This is a genomic window from Kribbella steppae (genome assembly GCF_004342025.1).
Taxonomy (GTDB): domain Bacteria; phylum Actinomycetota; class Actinomycetes; order Propionibacteriales; family Kribbellaceae; genus Kribbella; species Kribbella steppae.
Genome location: NZ_SLWN01000007.1, coordinates 247,618 through 268,840 on the forward strand (window position 1 = coordinate 247,618; position 21,223 = coordinate 268,840).

20 protein-coding genes are annotated in these 21,223 nt (G+C 68.5%); 4 read left to right on the forward strand and 16 right to left on the reverse strand.

The genetic code is table 11. From position 1 onward, the window contains the following. Positions 1-2: 2 nt before the first annotated feature. Complete coding sequence (locus EV652_RS21665; protein WP_132211006.1) at positions 3-590, forward strand: hypothetical protein; 588 nt, start codon at positions 3-5, stop codon at positions 588-590. Between the two features lie 27 nt (positions 591-617). Here EV652_RS21665 and EV652_RS21670 read toward each other — a convergent pair whose 3' ends face one another. From EV652_RS21670 to murI, 5 genes are all read right to left on the reverse strand, one after another. Next, on the reverse strand, positions 618-1,217 hold the full coding sequence (locus tag EV652_RS21670) for an acyl-CoA-like ligand-binding transcription factor (protein WP_132211007.1): 600 nt from the start codon (positions 1,215-1,217) through the stop codon (positions 618-620). Next, entirely contained in the window at positions 1,214-2,740 is a 1,527-nt protein-coding gene (locus EV652_RS21675) for a DHA2 family efflux MFS transporter permease subunit (RefSeq protein ID WP_132211008.1), read from the reverse strand. The genes EV652_RS21670 and EV652_RS21675 overlap by 4 nt, the downstream gene beginning before the upstream one ends. 75 nt (positions 2,741-2,815) lie before the next feature. Continuing rightward, positions 2,816-3,652 (reverse strand): alpha/beta fold hydrolase, encoded by an 837-nt coding sequence (locus EV652_RS21680; RefSeq protein WP_132211009.1) that lies wholly within the window; start codon positions 3,650-3,652, stop codon positions 2,816-2,818. Next, positions 3,633-4,379 carry an MBL fold metallo-hydrolase gene (locus tag EV652_RS21685; RefSeq protein ID WP_132211010.1) on the reverse strand — a complete coding sequence of 249 codons (747 nt, stop codon included), beginning with the start codon at positions 4,377-4,379 and terminating at the stop codon, positions 3,633-3,635. Before EV652_RS21685 ends, EV652_RS21680 begins: the two co-directional genes overlap by 20 nt. 173 nt (positions 4,380-4,552) lie before the next feature. Then, on the reverse strand, positions 4,553-5,356 hold the full coding sequence (murI, locus tag EV652_RS21690; RefSeq protein ID WP_132211011.1) for a glutamate racemase: 804 nt from the start codon (positions 5,354-5,356) through the stop codon (positions 4,553-4,555). Between the two features lie 268 nt (positions 5,357-5,624). Here murI and EV652_RS21695 point away from each other — a divergent pair, with 268 nt between their 5' ends. Continuing rightward, positions 5,625-5,984, forward strand: coding sequence for a hypothetical protein (locus tag EV652_RS21695; RefSeq protein ID WP_132211012.1), 360 nt, complete (start codon positions 5,625-5,627; stop codon positions 5,982-5,984). 156 nt (positions 5,985-6,140) lie between these two features. On the opposite strand, the gene EV652_RS21700 is transcribed toward EV652_RS21695, so the two are convergent. From EV652_RS21700 to clpS, 7 genes are all read right to left on the reverse strand, one after another. Continuing rightward, the gene (locus tag EV652_RS21700) at positions 6,141-7,088 is read right to left on the reverse strand and encodes a PLP-dependent cysteine synthase family protein (RefSeq protein WP_132211013.1); all 948 of its coding nucleotides are present in this window, start codon (positions 7,086-7,088) and stop codon (positions 6,141-6,143) included. Positions 7,089-7,104: 16 nt separating this feature from the next. Continuing rightward, a complete protein-coding gene (locus tag EV652_RS21705; protein ID WP_132211014.1) occupies positions 7,105-7,383 on the reverse strand; it encodes a MoaD/ThiS family protein in 279 nt (92 codons plus the stop codon). Between the two features lie 3 nt (positions 7,384-7,386). Continuing rightward, positions 7,387-7,857 (reverse strand): M67 family metallopeptidase, encoded by a 471-nt coding sequence (locus EV652_RS21710; RefSeq protein WP_132211015.1) that lies wholly within the window; start codon positions 7,855-7,857, stop codon positions 7,387-7,389. Between the two features lie 80 nt (positions 7,858-7,937). After that, a complete protein-coding gene (locus EV652_RS21715; protein WP_132211016.1) occupies positions 7,938-8,930 on the reverse strand; it encodes an aldo/keto reductase in 993 nt (330 codons plus the stop codon). A 10-nt stretch (positions 8,931-8,940) separates the two neighbouring features. Beyond that, positions 8,941-12,024 (reverse strand): isoleucine--tRNA ligase, encoded by a 3,084-nt coding sequence (ileS, locus tag EV652_RS21720; RefSeq protein WP_132211017.1) that lies wholly within the window; start codon positions 12,022-12,024, stop codon positions 8,941-8,943. Then, complete coding sequence (locus EV652_RS21725) at positions 12,025-12,576, reverse strand: DUF2017 domain-containing protein (protein WP_132211018.1); 552 nt, start codon at positions 12,574-12,576, stop codon at positions 12,025-12,027. Continuing rightward, the gene (clpS, locus tag EV652_RS21730; RefSeq protein ID WP_132211019.1) at positions 12,573-12,860 is read right to left on the reverse strand and encodes an ATP-dependent Clp protease adapter ClpS; all 288 of its coding nucleotides are present in this window, start codon (positions 12,858-12,860) and stop codon (positions 12,573-12,575) included. Before clpS ends, EV652_RS21725 begins: the two co-directional genes overlap by 4 nt. Positions 12,861-12,954: 94 nt before the next feature. Between clpS and EV652_RS21735 the strand changes: the two genes are divergently transcribed. Together EV652_RS21735 and EV652_RS21740 are read left to right on the forward strand one after the other, a co-directional pair. After that, positions 12,955-14,244, forward strand: a complete 1,290-nt coding sequence (locus EV652_RS21735) for a nicotinate phosphoribosyltransferase (RefSeq protein WP_242001939.1) — start codon at positions 12,955-12,957, stop codon at positions 14,242-14,244. Further along, on the forward strand, positions 14,241-14,744 hold the full coding sequence (locus EV652_RS21740; protein ID WP_242001905.1) for a MarR family winged helix-turn-helix transcriptional regulator: 504 nt from the start codon (positions 14,241-14,243) through the stop codon (positions 14,742-14,744). The genes EV652_RS21735 and EV652_RS21740 overlap by 4 nt, the downstream gene beginning before the upstream one ends. Here EV652_RS21740 and EV652_RS21745 read toward each other — a convergent pair. From EV652_RS21745 to EV652_RS21760, 4 genes are all read right to left on the reverse strand, one after another. After that, complete coding sequence (locus tag EV652_RS21745) at positions 14,733-16,103, reverse strand: PepSY-associated TM helix domain-containing protein (protein WP_199238324.1); 1,371 nt, start codon at positions 16,101-16,103, stop codon at positions 14,733-14,735. The genes EV652_RS21740 and EV652_RS21745 overlap by 12 nt on opposite strands. A 134-nt stretch (positions 16,104-16,237) precedes the next feature. Beyond that, positions 16,238-17,482 carry a D-arabinono-1,4-lactone oxidase gene (locus EV652_RS21750; protein ID WP_132211022.1) on the reverse strand — a complete coding sequence of 415 codons (1,245 nt, stop codon included), beginning with the start codon at positions 17,480-17,482 and terminating at the stop codon, positions 16,238-16,240. A 74-nt stretch (positions 17,483-17,556) separates the two neighbouring features. After that, positions 17,557-19,140, reverse strand: a complete 1,584-nt coding sequence (locus EV652_RS21755; protein WP_132211023.1) for a glycoside hydrolase family 53 protein — start codon at positions 19,138-19,140, stop codon at positions 17,557-17,559. Beyond that, positions 19,140-21,140 (reverse strand): beta-galactosidase, encoded by a 2,001-nt coding sequence (locus EV652_RS21760; protein WP_132211024.1) that lies wholly within the window; start codon positions 21,138-21,140, stop codon positions 19,140-19,142. Before EV652_RS21760 ends, EV652_RS21755 begins: the two co-directional genes overlap by 1 nt. Positions 21,141-21,223: the final 83 nt, after the last annotated feature.

Here is a 21,223-nt window from a genome sequence, read left to right on the forward strand (position 1 = left end):
ACATGTTGTTCGCCGGATCGGATCGCGACGGGGTCGCGGAGGGCAGGATCACCACGGCGTACCGGCGCTGGGCCGAGGCCCGGGTGGTCGAGGGGCGGATCTACCGCACCAACGCCGGCCGGATCGAGATCGACAGCGTCCGCGAGGTCAACCCGGACCTGATCGCCGACAACGACGCCGACGTCATCGCGGCGGACCGCGGCAACGCCAAGGACGTTCGCCGCCGCCTGCGTGGGAACGAGGACTGGCCCACCTACCTGATCAAGTTCCACCTGGTCGAGGGCCCGGACCCCCGCGAACAACTGGCCGCCCAGTCCACCCTGTCGCCCGACGATCTCGAGGACCTGAGGGCTCGGTTGGCGAAGTTCGACGAGCTCAGCAATCAAGGCCCCTGGACCACCGCCACCCTCCGCCTGATCCAGTCGAAGCCGGCCACCCGAGCCGCCGACCTCGCCACCGAAATGGGCCGCGAAACCGCCCCCTTCAAACTCGACGTCCGCAAACTCAAGAACCTGGGCCTCACCCACAGCCTCGAAGTCGGCTACGAACTAAGCCCCCGCGGCACGGCGTACCTCTCCACCCTCGACTGAAATCCGCACTCGTTGCGGGGTCGATGGCTACTTGTCGAGGGGTAGGCCCTGTTCGAGGTGGGTGAAGGCTTGGTCTATGAGGTGGAGGCTGGCCGGGAGGGGGAGGTTGTCGGTGAGTTCGTAGGTGGCCATGACGACGCCGATGACCGCGCCGGCCCAGGCTCGGACGGCGAAGTCTGTGGCTGGGCGCTTGACGCGTTCGCCGGCCAACTCGGCCAGCAGGTCGATGCCGGCGTACAACTGGTCGAGCATGCGGGCACGGAGTTCGGGGGCTCTGAGGACGAGTTGCTGACGTTGGGATTCGAGTTCCCACTCCTCGTCGGAGAGCATGGCCAGGCTGTCCCGGAGGGTGGCGCGCAGGGCCGCGGTCGGGCTCAGGTCGGCGGGCTGGGACCGGAACAGGTCGATCATGACCGGGTCGAGGCGGTCGAAGACGACGGTGTCCTCCTTGGTCGCGAAGTACCGGAAGAAGGTGGCCGGTGACACTTCGGCCGCGGCCGCGATCTCCTGCACCGTCGTCTCGGCGTACCCCTGCGCACGGAACAGCCGCAGTGCGTGCTCCTGGATGGCCGCCCGGGTCTTCGCCTTCTTGCGTTCGCGCAGCCCGGTCGGCTTCTCCGTCGTCATGAACCGATTGTGACAACTTCCTCGGAATCGCTCTCCACTGACACGGACCTGCGAGGGAGAAAGGCCAGTGCGAGCACGAGTCCGAGGGCTGCCACTGCGCAGCACGTCCACAGGGTGGCGTTCATGCCGTGCACGAAGGCGTTCCGGGCCGACTCGGCCAGCGCAGGCAGCTTGGCCTGCGCCGCAACCGCGACTGCTCCGGAGGCACTGTCGCGCGCCGAATGTGCCGCTTCAGCAGGCAGTCCGGAGACGTCAAGCTGGTCTCGGTACGCCGAGTTGAGCACCGTGCCGAGGATCGCGACGCCGATCGTCCCGCCGACCTGACGCAGCGCCTGGATGAGCGCCGAGCCGGACCCGCTGCGTTCCACGGTCAGCGCACCGATGGCCAGATCCATCACCGGTGGCAGCGTGAACCCGATGCTGAGCCCGACCAGACTGACCCAGATCGCCGCGTACCCGTAGCCGTCGCCAACATCGCTCAAGGCACCCAGCACCAACCCACCAAGCATCAGCACGAAGCCGGTGGCAACCGTGACTCGCGTGCCGACCGCGACGACGAGCCGTTCGGCGACCTTGGCCCCGATCAGCAGACCACCGATGATCGGCAACAACCGCAGGCCGGTCGACAACGCGTCCGCACCCTGCACGGCCTGGAACAGTTGTGGCAGCACGAACAGCAACCCCATCAGGGCGAACGACGCCAGCGTCGCGAGCACCGTCCCCCACGTGAACCGCGGCGACCTGAACAACGCCAACTCGACCAACGGATCCGTCACCCGCGCCTGCCACGCCCCGAACGCCGCCAGCAGGACAACGCCACCCGCGATGCACGCGAGCGTCACTGACGAGCCCCACCCACGCTCTCCAGCAGCGACGAAGCCATAGGTGAGCGCAACCAGACCAGCCCCGGACAGCAGAATCCCGAGTACGTCGATCCGCCCGGAACGGTGACCGCGCGTCGCCGGGATGAGCAGGGCCACCGCGACCAGACCGACGGCGACGAGCGGCAGGTTGATCAAGAAGATCGATCCCCACCGGTAGTTGTCCAGCAGCCACCCACCGAGCACCGGACCGAGCGGGATGCCGAGCGAGTTCGCCATCACCCAGATCGTCATCGCCCGGGCCCGCTCCCCCGGCGCGAACAGCACGTTCAGCAGTGACATCGACAGCGGGATCAGGAACGCGGCCCCGACACCGAGTGCGGCCCGCGACGCGATCAACTGCTCCGGCGACGACGAGACCGCACACGCGGCCGACGCGGCGCCGAACATCAGCAACGCCCCGAGCAGCAGCCGCTTCTGCCCGAACCGATCGCCGAGCAGACCAGCCGGCAGCAGCAACGCCGCAAGGACCAGCGTGTACGCGTTCGCGAACCACTGCAGCTGACTCGTCGACGCCCCGAGCTCGGTGGCGAGCGTCGGCAACGCGACGTTCAGCGCGGTCAGATCCAGCCCGACCACCAGCAGACTGACCGACATCGCCCCCAGCGCCCACCAGCGCCGCGGGTCCAATCCAACATCCATGACACAACCCCTTCTGAGATTAGCTCTAATTTGAGAGTAGATCTCAGAATCCTGAAATGTCCAGCCGCCTGGCCCCTACGTGCGTTTTGGAACCACAGCTCGGAGGACGTCCCGCACAGCCTCGGGTTGCTCGCGCCACGGTGAGTGACCGGCGTTCGGTACCAGGTGGAAGGTGTGGTGAGGTGTGTGCGCCGCGAGGGCTTGTACGGCGGACGCCGGGCGCGGATCGCCGTCGCCATGGATGTAGGTCACGGGCATAGGCAGCGTCGCCACGAGGCCGGCAACGTGATCGGCCGGCCACGACCTGATCTCCGCACCGAGAGCACTGTTCGCCGCGAAGTTGATCGGCAGGTCGACCGAAGCACTTTCCAGCGCCCAGGCCATCGCCGACTGGTCGGCATGGTCGGTGAACCACGATAGGACCCGGAACTCGGTCTCCTCGTCGGCGGTCCGATCCGCGGCGGTCAACGCTTCCAAGCGGTCGCGCTGAGCCGGTGTCATCCGGCGATCGGCTTCCCCCTGGTACGCCGTACGCCAGTCACCGATGCCGACGCCGTCGAGGTAGACGACGCCCGCGACGTGGTCCGGGTACGACGCCGCGTACACCAGCGCGAGCGTCGCGCCGAAGGAATGGCCGACGACCACGATCCGCTCGTGCCCCCAGTGAGCGCGCAGTTCGTCGATGTCCTGCGCCAAGCGCTGCATCGTCTGCAGGTCCGACGGGTCCGAGCGTCCGCACCCGCGCTGGTCGAAGCGGTGGACGACGGTCAGGTCGTCGAGCATCTCCGCGAGGACGGCATAGTCATCCCACAGTCCGGGGCCGCCGTGCAGGATCACAACCGGTACGGCGGACGTCGCCGTACCGGTGGTCGCGGTCCACAACCGAACGCCGTCAGAGGTCGAAAACGGCATCTGGGGTGGCGATCTCGACCGGGCCGGAGTAGGTGCGGCGGGCGTTCTCGGCCTGGGTCTCGCGGTCGTACCAGGGCGGGACGTGGGTGATGACGAGCCGTTTCACGCCGGCCTTCTTGGCGTGTTCGCCGGCGTCGGCGGGGGTCAGGTGCAGGTCGGTCGGGTTGTGCGGATCGTTGTCCGGCAAGGCCGCTTCGGACAGCAGCAGGTCGGCGCCGCGGGCGAGCTCGATCAGGGCGTCGTTCGGGCCGGTGTCGCCGGTGTAAACAAGCGATTTGTTGCCGTGCTCAATCCGAATCGCGTACGCCGGCACCGGATGCACCATCGGCGCGGTCCGGACGGTGAAGGGGCCGATCTGTTGAACATCGTGCCAGCTATGGAACTCCAGCTCCTCCTCCATCCCCGGATCGAGCGGCAGGTCGTACGCCAGCGCCATCCGGTACGCCGTACCTGGTGGACCGTAGACGGGGATCCGCGGGATCGGTGCCCCGGGCGCGTACTTGGCCGAGACGTACAGGCCGCACAGGTCCATACAGTGGTCAGGATGCAAGTGGGACAGGCCGATCGCACCGATCTCCGGTACGGCGAGATGCCGCTGGAGCGAGCCAAGCGCGCCACTGCCGAGGTCGAGGATCAGGTTGAACCCCTCGGCGGTGACCAGATAGCTCGAGGCGGCCGAGTCCGGCCCGGGGACGGACCCGGAGCAGCCGAGCACGGTGAGCTTCATGGCTTGAACATTACCGGCGGGTTGGCGCGTTCGCAGGGAAGCCGGTGGCGTCGGCAAACACCTGATCCAGTTGCCTGGCAGTGATTTCGGGCACGTCGGAGGCGGATCCGGTGCCCTGGACAACATCCAGTGCGAGACCCGTCACATCGATCCGGGGACGCATGTGGAAGGGGCTAGCGGATCCAGGCGAACTGGTCGACGCCGGACAGGACCGGGCCGAGGAAGCGGGAGCCGATCGCGGCGAACTCCGCCGGGCTGCCGGTGGTGACGAAGCGGTGCCGCGGCTCGGGCAGGTGGTCCGGGCGGAGCAGGCCGGTCTTGGTCAGGACGCCGTACACATCCTTGGCGCACTCCTCGGCGCTGCTGACCAGGGTGACGTTGTCGCCCATCACGTAGGAGATCACGCCGGTCAGCAGCGGGTAGTGGGTGCAGCCGAGGATGAGCGTGTCGACGCCGGCCTCGACCAGCGGGTCCAGGTACTCGTGGGCGGCCTCGAGGAGCTCGGGTCCGGACGTCACGCCGGACTCGACGAAGTCGACGAACTGCGGGCAGGCCTGGGTGAACAGCTCGACCTGCGGCGCGGCGGCGAAGCCGTCCTCGTACGCCAGCGAGGCCGCGGTCGCCCGGGTGCAGATGACGCCGACGCGCTGGTTCCGGGTGGCGGCGACGGCGCGGCGGGCGGCCGGCAGGATCACTTCCACGACCGGTACGTCGTACCGCTCGCGAGCGTCCCGGAGCATCGCGGCACTGGCCGAGTTGCAGGCGATCACGAGCATCTTGACCCCCGCCTCGACCAGGTGGTCGAGACATTCCAGCGCATACTCGCGGACCTCGGCGATCGGCTTGGGACCGTACGGCTGCCGGGCGGTGTCGCCCAGGTAGAGGATCGGCTCGTGCGGCAGCTGGTCGAGCACCGCGCGGGCGACTGTGAGTCCCCCGAAGCCTGAGTCGAAGATCCCCACCGGTGCGTCTGCCACGGCTGCAGCTTATCCGGCAGCCACCGTCCTCGCGCCGGGCGGCTGCGGACCGGGCGCCGGACGGCTGTGGACCGGGCGTCGGGCGGCTGTGAACCGGGCGCCGGGCGACTGTGGACAGGTCCGGCAGCGGGCAGTGCTGAAGGGAGGCTTACCTAAGATCCGCAACCGACACGCCGGACTTATCCACACCTTTACTCTCCGGAATTGCCTTTTCGCGTGATGCGCGCCACGCTGGAGCGATGTTTGTTCGACCGCCCGTCGTGACGCCATGAACCTGGCGCACCACATCGCGGTGGTGCTGGGCACCACTGCCGCACCGAATCCGCAACCGGAGAATGCCACGGCCGCAGGGCAGGCCGCTGGTCAGGCTGCGGACACGAACAGCACGTGGGCAGACATCGCGGCGTCCCTCGGGCCGACCGGGATGATGCTCGTGCTGGCCATGGCGGCGTTCGCTCTGTATGTCGTCTCGCTGTCCCTGCACCCGAACGCCAAGTGCAACCGGTGCAAGGGCGCCGGACGGCACCGCGGCGCGCTCTTCAGCTACGCGCAGCGCCCTTGCAACAGCTGCAAGGGGCGCGGAGTCCATCCACGACTCGGGCGCAAGATCCTCTTCAAGCAACCGTAGGCGGCAATGACGTAACCACCGATCAGGTGCCGACAGCAACAAAGGCACCCACGCCGGGCCGGGCCCTCCGCCAGCCCACCTGGTGACTCCTCACCCCGACGGCTCGCCCCCGACGGGCCCAACACCGGCGCGCCAGCACGGCCGCGCGATCCGGGATCAGGCCCAGAGTTGGCCTTCGAGGCGGTCTTCGGCCTCGTCGATGGTGCCTTCGTAGGCGCCGGTCGACAGGTACTTCCAGCCGCCGTCGGCGACCACGAACGCGATATCCGCGGACTCGCCGTCCCGGACACACTTGGCCGCCTGGCCGAGGGCGGCGTGCAGGATCGCACCGGTCGAGATGCCGGCGAAGATCCCCTCGTTGTCGAGCAGTTCACGCACCCGGCGGACGGCGTCCCGCGGCCCGACCGAGAACCGGGCGTCGATCAGCGTCTCGTCGTACAACTCGGGCACGAAGCCCTCGTCGAGGTTGCGCAGTCCGTAGACGAGTTCGCCGTACCGGGGCTCGGCCGCGACGATCCGCACCTCGGGCTTGTGCTCGCGGAAGAACCGGCCGGCGCCCATCAGCGTGCCGGTGGTGCCGAGGCCGGCCACGAAGTGGGTGACGGACGGGAGGTCGGTGAAGATCTCGCGCGCGGTGCCGTCGTAGTGCGCGGCCGCGTTCGACGGGTTGCCGTACTGGTAGAGCATCACCCAGTCCGGGTGCTCCTCGGCGACCTGCTTGGCCACCCGGACCGCCTCGTTCGAACCGCCCGCGGCCGGGGAGGAGATGATCTCGACACCCCACATCCGCAGGATCTGCCGGCGCTCCTCGGAGGTGTTCTCCGGCATCACGCAGACCATCCGGTAGCCGCGCAACTTGGCCGCCATCGCCAGCGAGATCCCGGTGTTGCCCGAGGTCGGCTCCAGGATCGTGTTCCCCGGCCGGAGCCGGCCGTCCTTCTCGGCGTCGACCAGCATCCGCAACGCGGCCCGGTCCTTGATCGAGCCGGTCGGGTTGCGGTCCTCGAGCTTCGCCCACAGCCGTACGTCGGCCGACGGCGACAGCCGGGGCAGGCCGACCAGCGGCGTACCCCCGACCGAGTCCAGCAGGCTGTCGAAGCGCATGACCAGTCCTTTGTGATCAGCCGCCGGCGACGGCAGGCAGTACGACGACCACGTCGCCGTCCTTGATACCGGTCTGTAGGCCGCCGGTGAAGCGGACGTCCTCGTCGTTCACGTACACGTTGACGAACCGGCGCAACTCCTCCGGCTCACCCTCGACGATGCGCTCCTTGAGACCCGGGTGGGTGCCGTTCACGTCGTTGATGAACTCGGCCAGCGTGGCGCCGTCGCCGTTCACGGCCTTCTCACCGCCGGTGTAGGTGCGCAGAATCGTCGGTACGCGCAGTTCGATCGCCATATCTCAGTTCTCTCCTTGGTTCTGTTCGCCGGCGGTCTCTGAGTAAGAACCAACCACGCGTACTTCTTCTTCCACGACCTCGCCGTCGATGATGCGGTACGAGCGGAACTCGACCGGCCCGTCGAACGCCGGTGCGTCGGCACCGTCCCGGGTCGACACCAGCACGTAGTGCGCGCCGGGCTCCTGGGCCAGCTTGATGTCGGTGCGGGACGGGTACGCCTCGGTCGCGGTGTGTGAGTGGTAGATCACCACCGGCTCCTCGTCGCGCTCGTCCATCTCCTTGTACAACCGGAGCAGATCCCCCGAGTCGAACTCGTAGAACGTCGGCGACATGGCCGCGTTGAGCATCGGCACGAACCGCACCGCCCGGTCGGACCCGGCCGGCCCCGCAACCACCCCACACGCCTCGTCCGGATGATCCCGACGAGCATGCGCAACGATCGCGTCGTACGTCCCCTGCTCAATCACCAACACACCACAACCGTAGTTGGCCCGACCGCCCCACCCTGACCATCGCAGCCTCTGTCCGAATACTGGATGATCACCGAGCGTGACTACCAGCGGTCGTGGAGTTGGGGGCGGATGAGGTCGTCGTAGGTCTGCTGTACGGCGGCCAACTGGTCGGGCGAGAGTGGGGAGAGTTGGGCGGCGGCGAGGTTGCCTGCTACCTGGGTGGGGTTGCGGGCGCCGGGGATGACGACGGTGACGCCAGGCTGGTCGAGGATCCAGCGGAGGGCGAACTGGGCCATGGTCGCGCCGGCGGGGAGCCAGGGCATCAGGCGGCGGACGGCCTCCAGGCCGGTGCTGAAGTCGACGCCGGAGAAGGTCTCGCCGACGTCGAACGACTCGCCGTGGCGGTTGTAGGTGCGGTGGTCATCGGCCCCGAACACGGTGCTCTCGTCGTACTTGCCGGAGAGCAGACCGCTCGCCAGCGGCACCCGGGCGATGATGCCGACGCCCGCCTCGCGCGCCGCGGGCAGCACCTCGTCGAGCGGCTTCAGCCGGAAGGCGTTCAGGATGATCTGGACCGACGCGACGTTCGGCCGCGCGATCGCCATGAGCGCCTCGGCGCAGGTCTCGACACTGACGCCGTACGACGCGATGCGGCCCTCCGCGACCAACTCGTCGAGCGCGTCGAACACAGCGTCGGTCGAGTACACCGGCGTCGGCGGGCAGTGCAGCTGGACCAGATCGACGGTGTCGACCCCGAGATTGGTCCGCGACCGGTCGTTCCAGGCCCGGAACGCCTCGCGGTTGTAGTTCGACGGGATCTGCTCCACCCGGCGGCCCATCTTGGTCGCCACGGTCAGGCCGCCAACCCCGTTGAGAGCCGTCTCCTTGAGCACCTGCCCGACCAGCCGCTCGCTGCGCCCGTCGCCGTACACGTCCGCGGTGTCGATGAAGGTGACCCCACCCTCGACCGCGGTCCGCAGCACGGCGAGCGCATCGCTCTCGTCCACCGAGCCCCAGTCGCCGCCTAGTTGCCAGGCACCGAGCCCGACCACGCCCACATCCCGACCGGTCCGACCAAGCCTCCGCGTCTCCATGGCGCCCACCCTAGGCAGTCACCCGGACGAGCAGCTCAGGACCCTCCTCGAGGTCGAGTTCGAGCGCCAACGTCTCGCCCATGATCAGCTCGCGATGAGCCTCGACGGCGGCGAGCACGGCCGCGTCCGCGGTCACCTGCAGGCGCATCCGGTCGGTCACATCCAGCCCGGCATCGCGCCGTGCCTGCTGCACCGCCCGGATCACATCCCGCGCGATACCTTCGGCCGCCAACTCCGGCGTGACCGTCGTGTCGAGTACGACGAAGCCGCCGCCGCTCAGCAGGCCACTCGCCGTACCACCCTCAGCAAGAGTCGTCTCCAGCGTGTACTCGCCCTCGACCAGCTCGATGCCCCCGGCAACAACGACACCGTCGGCGGAGACCGACCAGTCACCGCTCTTGGACGCCTTGATCACCGACTGGACCTCGCGCCCGAGCCGCGGACCGGCCGCCCGCGCATTCACCGTCAACCGCTGCGACACCGGCGCGTCAACCGCGTCCGCCGACGCCAGTACGACGTCCCGCACGTTGACCTCGGACTGGATCAGCGGCACCAACGACGTCAGCGCCTCCGCATCGGCCGTTGCCACTGTCAACGACTGCAACGGCTGTCGACCGCGGATCCCTTCGGACTTGCGGATCGACGACGCGACCGAGCAGATCTCGCGCACCCGATCCATCCGCGCGACCAGGCCCGGGTCGTCGGGCAGCTCGCCGACCGAAGGCCAGTCGGTGAGGTGCACCGATCGGCCGCCGGTGAGACCCCGCCAGATCTCCTCGGTCGTCAGCGGCAGCAGTGGGGCGACGGTCCGGGTCAGCACCTCGAGCGTGGTGTAGAGGGTGTCGATCGCCTCGGGTGAGCCCGCCCAGAAGCGGTCCCGCGACCTCCGGATGTACCAGTTCGTCAGCACCTCGACATAGCCGACGACGGACTCACAGGCCGCCGCGACCTCGTACCGGTCCAGCCGCGCCTGCATGTCGTCGACGAACACCCGCAACTTGGCCAGCAGATACCGGTCCAGCAGGTCCGGCGAGTCCGTCGACCAGGATCCCGAGGCGCCGGTGGCGTTCGCATACAAGGCGAAGAAGTACCACGCGTTCCACAGCGGGATCATCACCTGGCGTACCCCGTCGCGGATGCCGTCCTCGGTGACGACCAGGTTGCCGCCGCGCAGGATCGGGCTCGACATCAGGAACCAGCGCATCGCGTCCGCGCCGTCGCGGTCGAACACCTCCGACACGTCCGGGTAGTTGCGCAGCGACTTGCTCATCTTCTGCCCGTCGCTGCCGAGCACGATGCCGTGGCTCAGGCAGGACGAGAACGCCGGCCGGTCGAACAGCGCGGTGGACAGGATGTGCATCGTGTAGAACCAGCCGCGGGTCTGCCCGATGTACTCGACGATGAAGTCGCCGGGGAAGTGATGTTCGAACCACGCGGTGTTCTCGAACGGATAATGCACCTGCGCGAAACTCATCGACCCCGAGTCGAACCACACGTCGAGGACGTCGGGCACCCGCCGCATCGTGGATCGACCGGTCGGATCGTCCGGGTTCGGCCGGGTCAACTGGTCGACGTACGGCCGGTGCAGATCGGGCACCGGGACGCCGAAGTCGCGCTCGAGCTCCTCGATCGACCCGTACACATCGATCCGCGGGTACGCCGGGTCGTCCGAGCGCCAGACCGGGATCGGGCTGCCCCAGAACCGGTTCCGGCTGATCGACCAGTCCCGCGCGTTCGACAGCCACTTGCCGAACTGACCGTGTTTGACGTGCTCGGGGACCCAGGTGATCTGCTCGTTCAGCTCGACCATCCGGTCCCGGATCCGGGTCACCTCGACGAACCAGCTCGACACCGCCTTGTAGATCAGCGGATTCCGGCACCGCCAGCAGTGCGGGTAGCTGTGCACGTAGCTGTCCTCGCGCACCAGCGCCCCGGCCGCGCGCAGGTCGCGGATGATCTGCCGGTTCGCCTCGAAGACATGCATCCCCTGGTACGGCGGAACGACCGAGGTGAACCGCGCTCCGTCGTCGACGGTCAGGAGTGTGGGGATCCCCACCGCCTCACAGGCGATCTGGTCCTCCTCGCCGTACGCGGGAGCCATATGTACGACGCCGGTGCCGTCGTCGGTGGTGACGTGCTCGGCCGCGATCACCTGGAAGGCCTCACCCGTCCCCCACACCGCGGCGTCAGCGAAGAACGGGAACAGCGGGGTGTAGCGGCGGCCGATCAGCTCCGAACCTTTGAGCCGCCCGAGCACCTCGGTGTACCCGTAGGCCTCCAGCCGCGCCTCGGCCAGGATCGTCGGCCCGGCAGGATCGTCGACAATCGCATAGTCCACATCCGGCCCGACCGCCATCGCCAGGTTGCTCGGCAGGGTCCACGGCGTGGTCGTCCAGGCGAGCAAGCGTTCGCCGGTCTCCAGCTCGACCGCGATCGTGATCGAGGGGTCCTGGCGCTGCTGGTAGACGTCGTCGTCCATCCGCAGCTCGTGGTTGGACAGCGGGGTCTCGTCGTTCCAGCAGTACGGCAGGACGCGCAGACCCTCGTACACCAGGCCCCTGTCGTAGAGCGACTTGAACGCCCAGATCACCGACTCCATGTAGTCGCGGTTGAGCGTCTTGTAGTCGTTGTCGAAGTCGACCCAGCGGGCCTGCCGAGTGACGTAGCTGCGCCACTCGCCGGTGTACTTGAGCACCGAGGCGCGGCACGCCTCGTTGAACTTCTCGATCCCGAGCTCGAGGATGTCGGCCTTCGTCTTCAGCCCGAGCACCCGCTGAGCCTCCAGCTCGGCCGGCAGCCCGTGTGTGTCCCAGCCGAACCGCCGCTCGACCCGGTGCCCACGCATCGTCTGGTACCGCGGTACGACGTCCTTCACGTACCCGGTGAGCAGATGCCCGTAGTGCGGCAACCCGTTCGCGAACGGCGGCCCGTCGTAGAAGACGAACTCGTTCGCCCCGTTCTCGCCGGCCGGCCGCTGCTCGACCGACGCCTGGAACGTCCCGTCCTTCTCCCAGTACTCGAGCACCCCACGCTCGATCCCCGGAAAGTCGGCGCTGGCAGTCAGTCGGGCCGGTCCGGTCTTCGGATACGTCACTCAGCGCATGTTATGCAACAGGGCCGACTGGAGATACCCGAGCCAGTCGTAGAGGTCGTACGTGAGGCGGCGGGGGTCGTCGTCCGGGAGCTTCTCCCAGGTGGCGTAGTCGTCCTCTTCCTTGATGTCCAGGCGGGTGCCGATGGCCAGGCGGAGGTCGTTGATGGCGCGGAGCCAGGACAGCTGTTCGTCGGGTTCGAGGGCGATCTCGTCGGCGCCGGACTCCTCCAGCGCGGACAGCACCCGCTTGGCGTCGCCGATCTTGCCGTCGCGCAGACCGCGCTCGGTGAAACGGCGGAACTCCGCGGAGGCCATGTCGTCCTGCTTGTACGCGTCCGGTAGCAGCCGCTGCAGGACGACGTCCTCCGGCGGCGAGGTCGGCCCGTCGCTGTCCAGCAGCGCGGCGAGCGGGTCGCTGGACTCAGTGGCGCGCGGCGGCAGCCCGTCGTACAGGAGCTCGACCAGGTTGCGGAGCAGGTTCGCCAGGATGTCGGCCTCGTGCTCGGCGAAGCTGACGACCACGGTCTTGCGGCGCTTGCGGAACCGCGTCACGACTTCTCGCAGGTGGCCCACAGGCCGTAGGAGTGCATCGCCTCGACGTCGCGTTCCATCGCCTCGCGGTTGCCGTTGGAGACCGCCGATTTCCCGTCGGTGTGGACCTGCATCATCAACTTCTCGGCCTTCTGCTTGGAGTAGCCGAAATAGGTCTGGAAGACGAAGGTGACGTAGTCCATCAGGTTGACCGGATCGTTCCAGACGATCGTCACCCACGGTGGGCTCAGCTCGATCGCCTCGTCGACCTCGGGGCTCTCGAGTTCGCTGGGTGCGGTGCTCACCGGTCCATTCTCTCCATCATCGGTTCGTCGTTCGCAATAGGCTGCCCTTGTGACGCACTCGACCGCGCTCCTCACGGACCACTACGAGCTGACCATGCTGCAGGCCAGCCTGGCCGACGGCACGGCGCACCGCCGCTCGGCCTTCGAACTGTTCGCCCGCCGGTTACCGGATGGCCGCCGGTACGGCGTGGTGGCCGGCGTGAACCGGCTGCTCGACGCCCTCGAGCGGTTCCGCTTCGACGAGCAGGCGATCGCGTTCCTGGCCGACCGGGGTGTCGTGGACCAGGTTACCCGGGACTGGCTCGCGGACTACCGGTTCAGCGGCGACGTCTCCGGCTACGCCGACGGGGAGATCTACTTCCCCGGCTCACCGGTGCTGGTGGTGGAGTCCAGTTTCGCCGAGGCGGTGCTGCTGGAAACCGTTTTCTTGTCCATCCTGAACCACGACTCCGCGGTCGCCTCGGCCGCCTCCCGGATGACCTGGTGGGCCGGCGGCCGGCCGTGTATCGAGATGGGCTCGCGCCGGACCCACGAGGAATCCGCGGTCGCTGCCGCGCTGGCGGCGTACATCGGCGGCTTCAGCGCCACCTCGAACCTGGAGGCGGCCCGCCGGCACGGCATTCCGAGCACCGGTACGGCGGCGCACTCGTTCACGCTGTTGCACGACCGGGAGCGGGACGCGTTCATCTCCCAGGTCGATGCCCTCGGCAAGGGAACGACGCTGCTGGTGGACACCTACGACGTGGCCGAGGCGGTCCGGACCGCGATCGACATCACCGGGCCCGACCTGGGCGCGGTCCGGCTCGACTCCGGCGACCTGCCGTCGCTGGCCGGGCAGGTCCGCGAGCAACTGGACTCGCTCGGTGCGACCAAGACCCGGATCATCGTGACCAGCGACCTGGACGAGTTCCAGATCGCCGCGCTCGCACCGGCGCCGGTCGACGGGTACGGCGTGGGGACCTCGCTGGTGACCGGGAGCGGCTACCCGACCAGCGGGTTCGTCTACAAGCTGGTCGCCCGGGAGGACGCGGACGGCAAGCTGATCCCGGTGGCGAAGAAGAGCCCGGACAAGATCTCCATCGGCGGCCGCAAGTGGGCGCTGCGCCGGCGCTCGGCGACCGGCGTCGCCGAGGTCGAGCTGATCGGTGTCGGCGAGCCGCCGACCGACGACGGCGACGACCGCGAGCTGCTGAAGCCGCTGGTCGAGAATGGCAAGATCATCGGCCGCAGCACCCCGGAGGAGGCTCAGGCCCACCACCTGAAGGTCCGCGACGAGCTCCCCCGCTACGCGAGTCAGCTGAGCCGCGGCGAGCCCGCGATCCCGACGGAGTACATCGGTGACTACGACGCGCGGAACCCATTCCTGCCCCGGAGTCACGCGTGAGCACCGAGCAGACCGCCGACCGGGGCGTTGCGGCAGGGAAGGAATCGAGCTGGCCGGCTGACGCGCCGGCCAGCGAGGCGGACGTGCTGATCGCGATGCGGTTCGCGGACCGGGCGGCCCGGAAGGCGGTCAGCGAGGAGCTGGCCGGCACCGGCCTGCACACCGGGCAGGAGTTGGTGCTGGCCAAACTCCTGCACCTCGGATCGCTCCCGGTCGCGCAGCTCGCGAAGGTGCTGGATGTCGAGGTCCCGACCGCGACCAAGACCACCCAGCGGATGGAAGCCGCCGGCCTGGTCCGCCGGGTGAAGAACTCGACGGATGCCCGGCAGGTCAGTATCGAGCTCACCGACCGCGGCGTGGAACTCGCCCACACGGTCAACGAGGTCTACGCGCAGGCCGGCCGGCGGGCGCTGGCCAAGCTCACGCCCGAGGAGCGCCGGATGCTCCGCAACCTGCTCTGGACCATCACCACGACCCTCGAGCCGATCTCACACGAGTAGCTCTTCACTCTCGGGTTGTTCCGCTGGGGCCGTCGTCCGCCAGCGATAGAGCCCGAGCACCAGGTCGATGACGATGAACGCCGCGAGGCTGATGCCGAACAGCGGCAGGAACAATCCCACCCCGACCGCGAGGGCGAGTAGCACGACCACCCCGAGCACCGGGATCTCCCGCCAGGCACCACGCCGGGCCGGACGACCGAACCGCACGTGGCCTCGGGTCGGCCGGCGCAGCCACCACATCCGGTAGCCCCAGATCACCATCGCCACGATCGTCCCGGCGACGATCAGCAGCAGGAGCTGGTTGACCAGGCCGAACAGCATGCCCATGTGCGCGTCGATCCCCCACCGCGACAGCTTCGCCGCGATCGGATAGTCGGCGAACCGGAGTACGTCGACCACCTTTCCCGACATCGGATCGACCGCGACCGCGTCGGCCTGGGTCGGCCACGCCTTCCCGATCTCCTGGACGACGAACGACGTACCGGCCTTCTTCGGCGCGGCGATCTCGACCGGCCCGTCCAACTGGGCCGAGCGGGCGGACTGCAGCGTCTGGTCCCACTCCTCGACTGCTGGGTCGACGTCGCCGCCGGGGAAGGTGTGTCCTTCGTGACCAGCGTGGTCCGCGTCGGTGAGCGCCGTACTGACCGTCGGCGTCTTCCAGTTCAGCGAGGCGCGCAACTCCGACACGTTCTCCCCGGCGAACCGCGACCAGGTGAGGCCGGTCGCCGACAAGAACAGCATCCCGAGGATCACCCACGTCCCGAGGACCCCATGCCAGGACAACGTGCGGCGGCGCGCGCTCCCGGACCGCTCCACCCGCCAGCGAGATCCGGTACGACGACCTGTCCACCACAGCACCAATCCCGCCAGGGCGACCAGCCACAGCCACGACGCAGCCAGCTCGCTGTAGATGCGGCCGGGCTCACCCAGGTGCAGGCTCCGGTGCAGATGCGACAACCACGTGCGGAACGGCAACGCGCCACTGGAGCCATAGGCAGCCAGCTCGCCGGTGACAGCGGCGTTGCCCGGATTCACGAACACTGCAAGGCGTTCCGACTCACCGAGCCCGGGCACGTCGAAGAGCACCCGCGTCGTGTCACCCGGCCCGACCGCCGGGCGTACGGCGACCAGCGTGCCCTCCGGCTGGCTCTCGCGGGCAGCTGACACCTGTTGGCTGATCGGCAACGTCGTACCCGAGCTCTCGACGAACATCGTGTCCCGGTACAGCGCGTTCTCGATCTGCGGAGCCAGAGCGTAGAGGAACCCGGTCAGCGCCGTCAGGAGGAGGAACGGGCCGACCAGGATCCCCGCATAGAAGTGCAACCGCACCACCAACGGCCGGATCCCGCCACGTCGCACAGACTGATCAGAAGCAGACACAGCACACCTCTCGAGACGGAGCGTCAACGGTCCGGAACACCCAGTCACTGTGACGTGCGTCTATTGCCCCCGGACACCAGTCCGGTTGCCGTCAGATTTCTCTTTGCTCTCCCTTACCCCTGGGATCTGAGAGGCAGGTACTTGTCCAGATAGGGATTGCGGAACGTGCCGTCCGGGTCGTACTTCGCGGCCAACTCGATGAAGTCGGCAACCTTCGGATAGCACGACCGCAGGTACCCCGCGTCCGCCGCGAACACCTTCCCCCAGTGCGGTCGGGCGCCCAGCGGGTTGATGGCCTCCTCGAGGGCGGTGACAACCGGGAGTACGGCGGCCTCGTCCTGGATCCAGGTGAAGTGCAGGGCGACGGTGTCGCGGCCCTGGCTCGGGCTCAACCAGAGCTCGTCGGCGGCGATCGTGCGTACCTCGGACACCTGGATGACCGGCGCCAACTGCTTGCCCAGGGCTCGCAACACCTCGAACGCCTCGGCCGCCTTCGCCCGCGGGACGAAGTACTCCGACTGCAACTCGTCGCCGTTGCTCGGGGTGAACTCCAGCCGGAAGTGCGGCAGCCGCTCGTTCCACGGCCCCGGTACGCCGCCCTGCTGGGTCGCGTAGTCGGCCGGCATCCCCTTGATCGGGTGCCGGGGGCCGTCGGCAACGCGAGCTCCGAGCCAGTCGGTGTCGATCGGTGAACCGGCGCGCTGCTTGCGCCACACCATCACGTCCGGGTCGACCCAGTCGGTGAACGCGCTGACGCTGTACGCACTGCCCATCACCTCGGCGAAGTCGCTTCCGAGCCGATCCACCGGCAGGCCGTCGTACACGATCTGGCTGATGTCGTACGACGGTTGCACGTCGAGCGTGAGGCTGACGGTGACCCCGAGGGCGCCGAGAGTGACGATCGAGCCGCCGAAGTCGGGGTCGTCGCGAGTCAGCGTGACGAGCTCGCCGGCCGCGGTGACGAAGGTGATCGCGTTGACCGCGTCCGCGAGCGGGCCGTTGGTGTCACCGGAGCCGTGCGTACCGGTCGCGCACGCGCCGGCGACCGAGATGTGCGGCAGTGAGCCGAGATTGTGCAGCGCGAGTCCCTTCGACTGCAGCGCCGCCGTGATCTCGCCGTACCGGAGCCCGGCCGAGACCGTCACTCCACTGTCACCGACGTCGATCACCTGCGGCAGGTCCGCGACGGTGACCAGGGTTCCGGTGCTGTCGGCGATCGTGTTGAACGAGTGCCCGGTGCCGAGGACGCGGACCTTCTCGCTGCCGGCGACGAGTTCCTGCAGCTCGGGCACCGACTGCGGCCGTTCGAGCGGACTCTCGAAGCTGATGTTCCCGGCCCAGTTGGTGAGCTGCGTCATCGTCGGCCCTATCTCTCGTACGGGGGTCCCGGCCCCGACTCTCGCATATCGCGCGGAGCCGGGGCCGAGCGGTCTTATCCCTTGGAGAGCAGCGAAAGGTTTCGGGCGGCGGGCAGCAGCTTGCCGGTGAAATCGAAGAGCGCCTGATTCTCCCAGGCGTTGCCGGAGGACGGATCCGCGGGGTCCCAGCCGGCGCCGGCGACCGAGGTCCAGGCCGGCTCCCAGTAGACCGTTCCGATGCCGCGACCGCCTTCGGCCGCGGCGACCGCGTCCTGCACCGCCCGGTACGCCGCCGACTGACCGGCCGGTGTCGCGGGATACCCGGGGACGAGCTGAGCAGGATCCCGAATGATGTTCTCGAAGGTCGGCGCATCATCGTCCAGCGTGAACGGGTACGCCGTCTCGACGTTCAGCACGTCGCGGTCGTACCGGCTCGACAACGTGGTGATCGCCTCCTGCAGGTCGGCCAGGCTGCCATGCCAGTAGCCGTAGTACGACAGCCCGATCAGGTCGAACGGCACGTTCCGCGCGACCACCTCGTCGAACCACCAGGTCAGGCTGTCGATGCCGTTGTTGATGTTGGTCAGATGCAGCAACACCTTCGTGGACGGAGCGACTGCCTTCACCGCTCGGGCGCCGGCAGTTAGGAACGCGGCCAGGTTGTCCCATTGCGCACCGACCACGCCATCGGACGGGTCGACGTCCCATGTCTGTCCCCACGGCCAGAGCATCCCAGGGTTGATCTCGTTGCCGACCTGAACGTAGTCCGCGGTCGCACCAGCCTTCTTCAAGGCTTGCAGTACGTCGCGTGTGTGCGCAGCCACCGCGTCCGCCAACTGGGCCGGCGTCAGGTCGCGCCAAGCAGCCGGGATGCCCTGTGCGCCGGGGTCGGTCCAGCGATCCGAGTAGTGGAAGTCGACCAGCAGCTTCATCCCGGCCGCCTTGATCCGCTTCCCGGTCGCGACCATGTGTGCCTTGTCGTTGAAACCGTCGGCCGGGTCGACCCACACCTTCAGCCGGCCCAGGTTCATCCCCGCCCCGGCCAGGATCTTCACCGCGTCCCCGGGCCGGCCCTGTGCATCGGCGTACGTCGCCCCGAAGGCCTCGTTCTTCGCCAGGCCGGACAGATCGCCACCGCGAATCGTCCGCAGTACCCGCCCGGGTTCGAGTCCGACGTCGTCGAAGCTCGCCCAGGTGCCGCCCGGCCCGGCCGTCGACAGCTCGATCGTGCACAGCTGACGTCGATCGGCGTACACGGAGACGGCGGAACGGACCCACTTGTCGTCCTGCACGGTCTGCGCGATCACGGTCGATGCGGTTGCCCCGCAACCCCGGACCGACAAGGTGCTGGCATTGAGCGCACCGCCGGACTTGGCCCACACGCTCACGGTCCACCAGCCGCGACCGGGTAGTTCGACCGCCTGTCGCGTCGTCACGCGATAGTCGCTCGCGGCCCAGTGCGTCAGCCGGTCACCAGTCCGGCCGCCACTCTCGACCTTCGCCGAGCCCACTTCGCCCAGCACATTCCATCCGTCCAGCCCTTGCTCGAACCCCGGGTTGGTCAAGGTGTCACCGGCCACGGCTGGCAAGGTCCCGGCACTGCCGAGTACCAACGCAGCCGCTCCGCCGAGCGCTGCCCTTCGGGTGATCTCTCGCATCAGGTCTCCTTCGTCGTGACCCGGACGACACGGGCACCGCCGGCGTCGAGCTTCAGCGAGTCACCCGCCTCTCCGGTCAGCAGATCGGTCCCACCGGCCGGCAGGTCCACCGGCCGGTTGCCGTGATTGACCGCGATCAGATAGTCGGCGTCGTCTCCGTGCCGGCGGATGATCTCGACCTCGGGCGCCCCGTCCGCCGGCACGATTCCCGCGTCGTCGTAGGCCTGCCGCAGTACGACGGCCAACTCGTCCACCCCGAGTCGCGTCGCGAGGTAGTAGGCCGAGCCGTCGCCGAGTACGTTCCGCGTGATGGCCGGCTTCCCGGCGCCCGGGCCGTCCTCGAAGGCAACGATCACCTCGGCGCCTTCCAGCGCCACGTCGTCCGACCAGACGTCACCGGTCAAGCCGGCCGTCAGCCGGACGGTCCCGCCCGCGCGCAACGGCAGGAACTCCTCGACCGTCAGGCCGAGCACGTCCCGCAGTGGCGCCACATAGCCACCGGCGTGGACGGCATCGTTCCCGTCCACGATCGCCGAGAAGTACGACACCACCAGCGTGCCGCCGCTCTCGACGTACCGTCGAAGGTTGCCAGCAGCAACGTCCGTGAGCAGGTACGACGCCGGCGCCACGACCAGCCGGTACGCCGACAGGTCGGACTCCGGATGCGCGAAGTCGACGGTCAGCCCATCGCGCCAGAGCCGGTCGTAGAAGGTGTCGATCCGTTCCCGGTGGGACAGATCCTCACTCGGCCGCCACTCCAGGTCCTGTGCCCAGAACGACTCCCAGTCCCACAGTACGGCGACGTCCGCGCGCACCTCGGCGCCGAGCAGCTCACCGAGGCGGCCGAGCCCGTCGCCCAGCGCACAGACTTCCGACCAGATCCGGCTGCCGGTGCCGGCGTGCGGCAGCATCGCCGAGTGGAACTTCTCCGCGCCGGACCGGGACGCCTTCCACTGGAAGAACATCACCGCGTCGGCGCCGCGTCCCAGATGGGTCAGCGCGTTCCGGGCCAGCTCGCCGGACCGCTTCGCCAGGTTGCGCGGCTGCCAGTTCACCCCCGAGGTCGAGTGCTCCATCAGGATCCACGGCCGGCCGCGGGCGATCGACCGGGTCAGGTCGGCCGACAGCGCCAGGCCGACATGGCTGCGTGGGTCGGCAGCGACGAGATAGTGGTCGTTGGCAACGATGTCGACTTCGTCGGCCCATTTCCACAGGTCCACCGACGGGCAGGTCCCGGCCATGAAGTTCGTGGTGATCGGTATGTCCGGGCACTCGGCCCGGATCGCGTCCCGTTCGGCGATGAAGCACTGCAGCAGTGCGTCGGAGCTGAACCGGGCGAAGTCGAGCCGCTGGGCCGGATTCACCACGCTGGCCGAGACGGCCGGAGCGGACACGTGGTCCCACTCCCCGTAGCGCTGTCCCCAGAACGCCGTACCCCAGGCGTGGTTGAGTGCGTCGAGCGAGCCGTGGCGGTCCTGCAGCCAACGGCGGAACGCGCGGGTGCTCTCCTCCGAGTAGCACTCCGACACGGGAGCGCCGTACTCGTTGTGGACATGCCAGACGGCCAGTGCGGGGTGGTCGCCGTAGCGACGAGCGAGGACGCGGGCGATCGACGTACTGGCTTCCCGGTACGCCGCTGAGCTCGGGCTGGCCATGCCACGCGAACCGAAGCCGAGGACGGTCCCGTCGCGGGTCACGACCCGGGCTTCGGGATGCTCGTGGAAGAACCAGGCCGGCGGCGAGGCGGTCGGCGTACCGAGGCTGATCCGGATTCCGGCGTCGTGCAGGAGCGCGAACAGCCGGTCCATCCAGCCGAAGTCGTACTCGCCGGGTCGCGGCTCGATCAGCGCCCAGGAGAAGACGCCGACGCTGACCAGGTTGACGCCCGCCTGCCGCATCAGCTCGATGTCCTCGGGCCAGGTCTCCTCCGGCCACTGTTCGGGGTTGTAGTCGCCGCCGTAGCTGATCGCCGACACTCCCCGAAGCCACCCCGAAGCCATGAATAAGTCCTCACAATCTGTGCACGCACACAGCCGATCGGCTCCGCGCAACAGCAAGGAAACAGGATGAAACGAACTGTTGA

Coding starts and splice junctions, on each gene's coding strand:
- EV652_RS21665 (WP_132211006.1), top strand. CDS start 3: ATGTTGTTCGCCGGATCGGATCGCGACGGGGTCGCGGAGGGCAGGATC.
- EV652_RS21670 (WP_132211007.1), bottom strand. CDS start 1,217: ATGACGACGGAGAAGCCGACCGGGCTGCGCGAACGCAAGAAGGCGAAG.
- EV652_RS21675 (WP_132211008.1), bottom strand. CDS start 2,740: ATGGATGTTGGATTGGACCCGCGGCGCTGGTGGGCGCTGGGGGCGATG.
- EV652_RS21680 (WP_132211009.1), bottom strand. CDS start 3,652: ATGCCGTTTTCGACCTCTGACGGCGTTCGGTTGTGGACCGCGACCACC.
- EV652_RS21685 (WP_132211010.1), bottom strand. CDS start 4,379: ATGAAGCTCACCGTGCTCGGCTGCTCCGGGTCCGTCCCCGGGCCGGAC.
- EV652_RS21695 (WP_132211012.1), top strand. CDS start 5,625: ATGAACCTGGCGCACCACATCGCGGTGGTGCTGGGCACCACTGCCGCA.
- EV652_RS21700 (WP_132211013.1), bottom strand. CDS start 7,088: ATGCGCTTCGACAGCCTGCTGGACTCGGTCGGGGGTACGCCGCTGGTC.
- EV652_RS21705 (WP_132211014.1), bottom strand. CDS start 7,383: ATGGCGATCGAACTGCGCGTACCGACGATTCTGCGCACCTACACCGGC.
- EV652_RS21715 (WP_132211016.1), bottom strand. CDS start 8,930: ATGGAGACGCGGAGGCTTGGTCGGACCGGTCGGGATGTGGGCGTGGTC.
- EV652_RS21735 (WP_242001939.1), top strand. CDS start 12,955: ATGCTGCAGGCCAGCCTGGCCGACGGCACGGCGCACCGCCGCTCGGCC.
- EV652_RS21750 (WP_132211022.1), bottom strand. CDS start 17,482: ATGACGCAGCTCACCAACTGGGCCGGGAACATCAGCTTCGAGAGTCCG.
- EV652_RS21755 (WP_132211023.1), bottom strand. CDS start 19,140: ATGCGAGAGATCACCCGAAGGGCAGCGCTCGGCGGAGCGGCTGCGTTG.
- EV652_RS21760 (WP_132211024.1), bottom strand. CDS start 21,140: ATGGCTTCGGGGTGGCTTCGGGGAGTGTCGGCGATCAGCTACGGCGGC.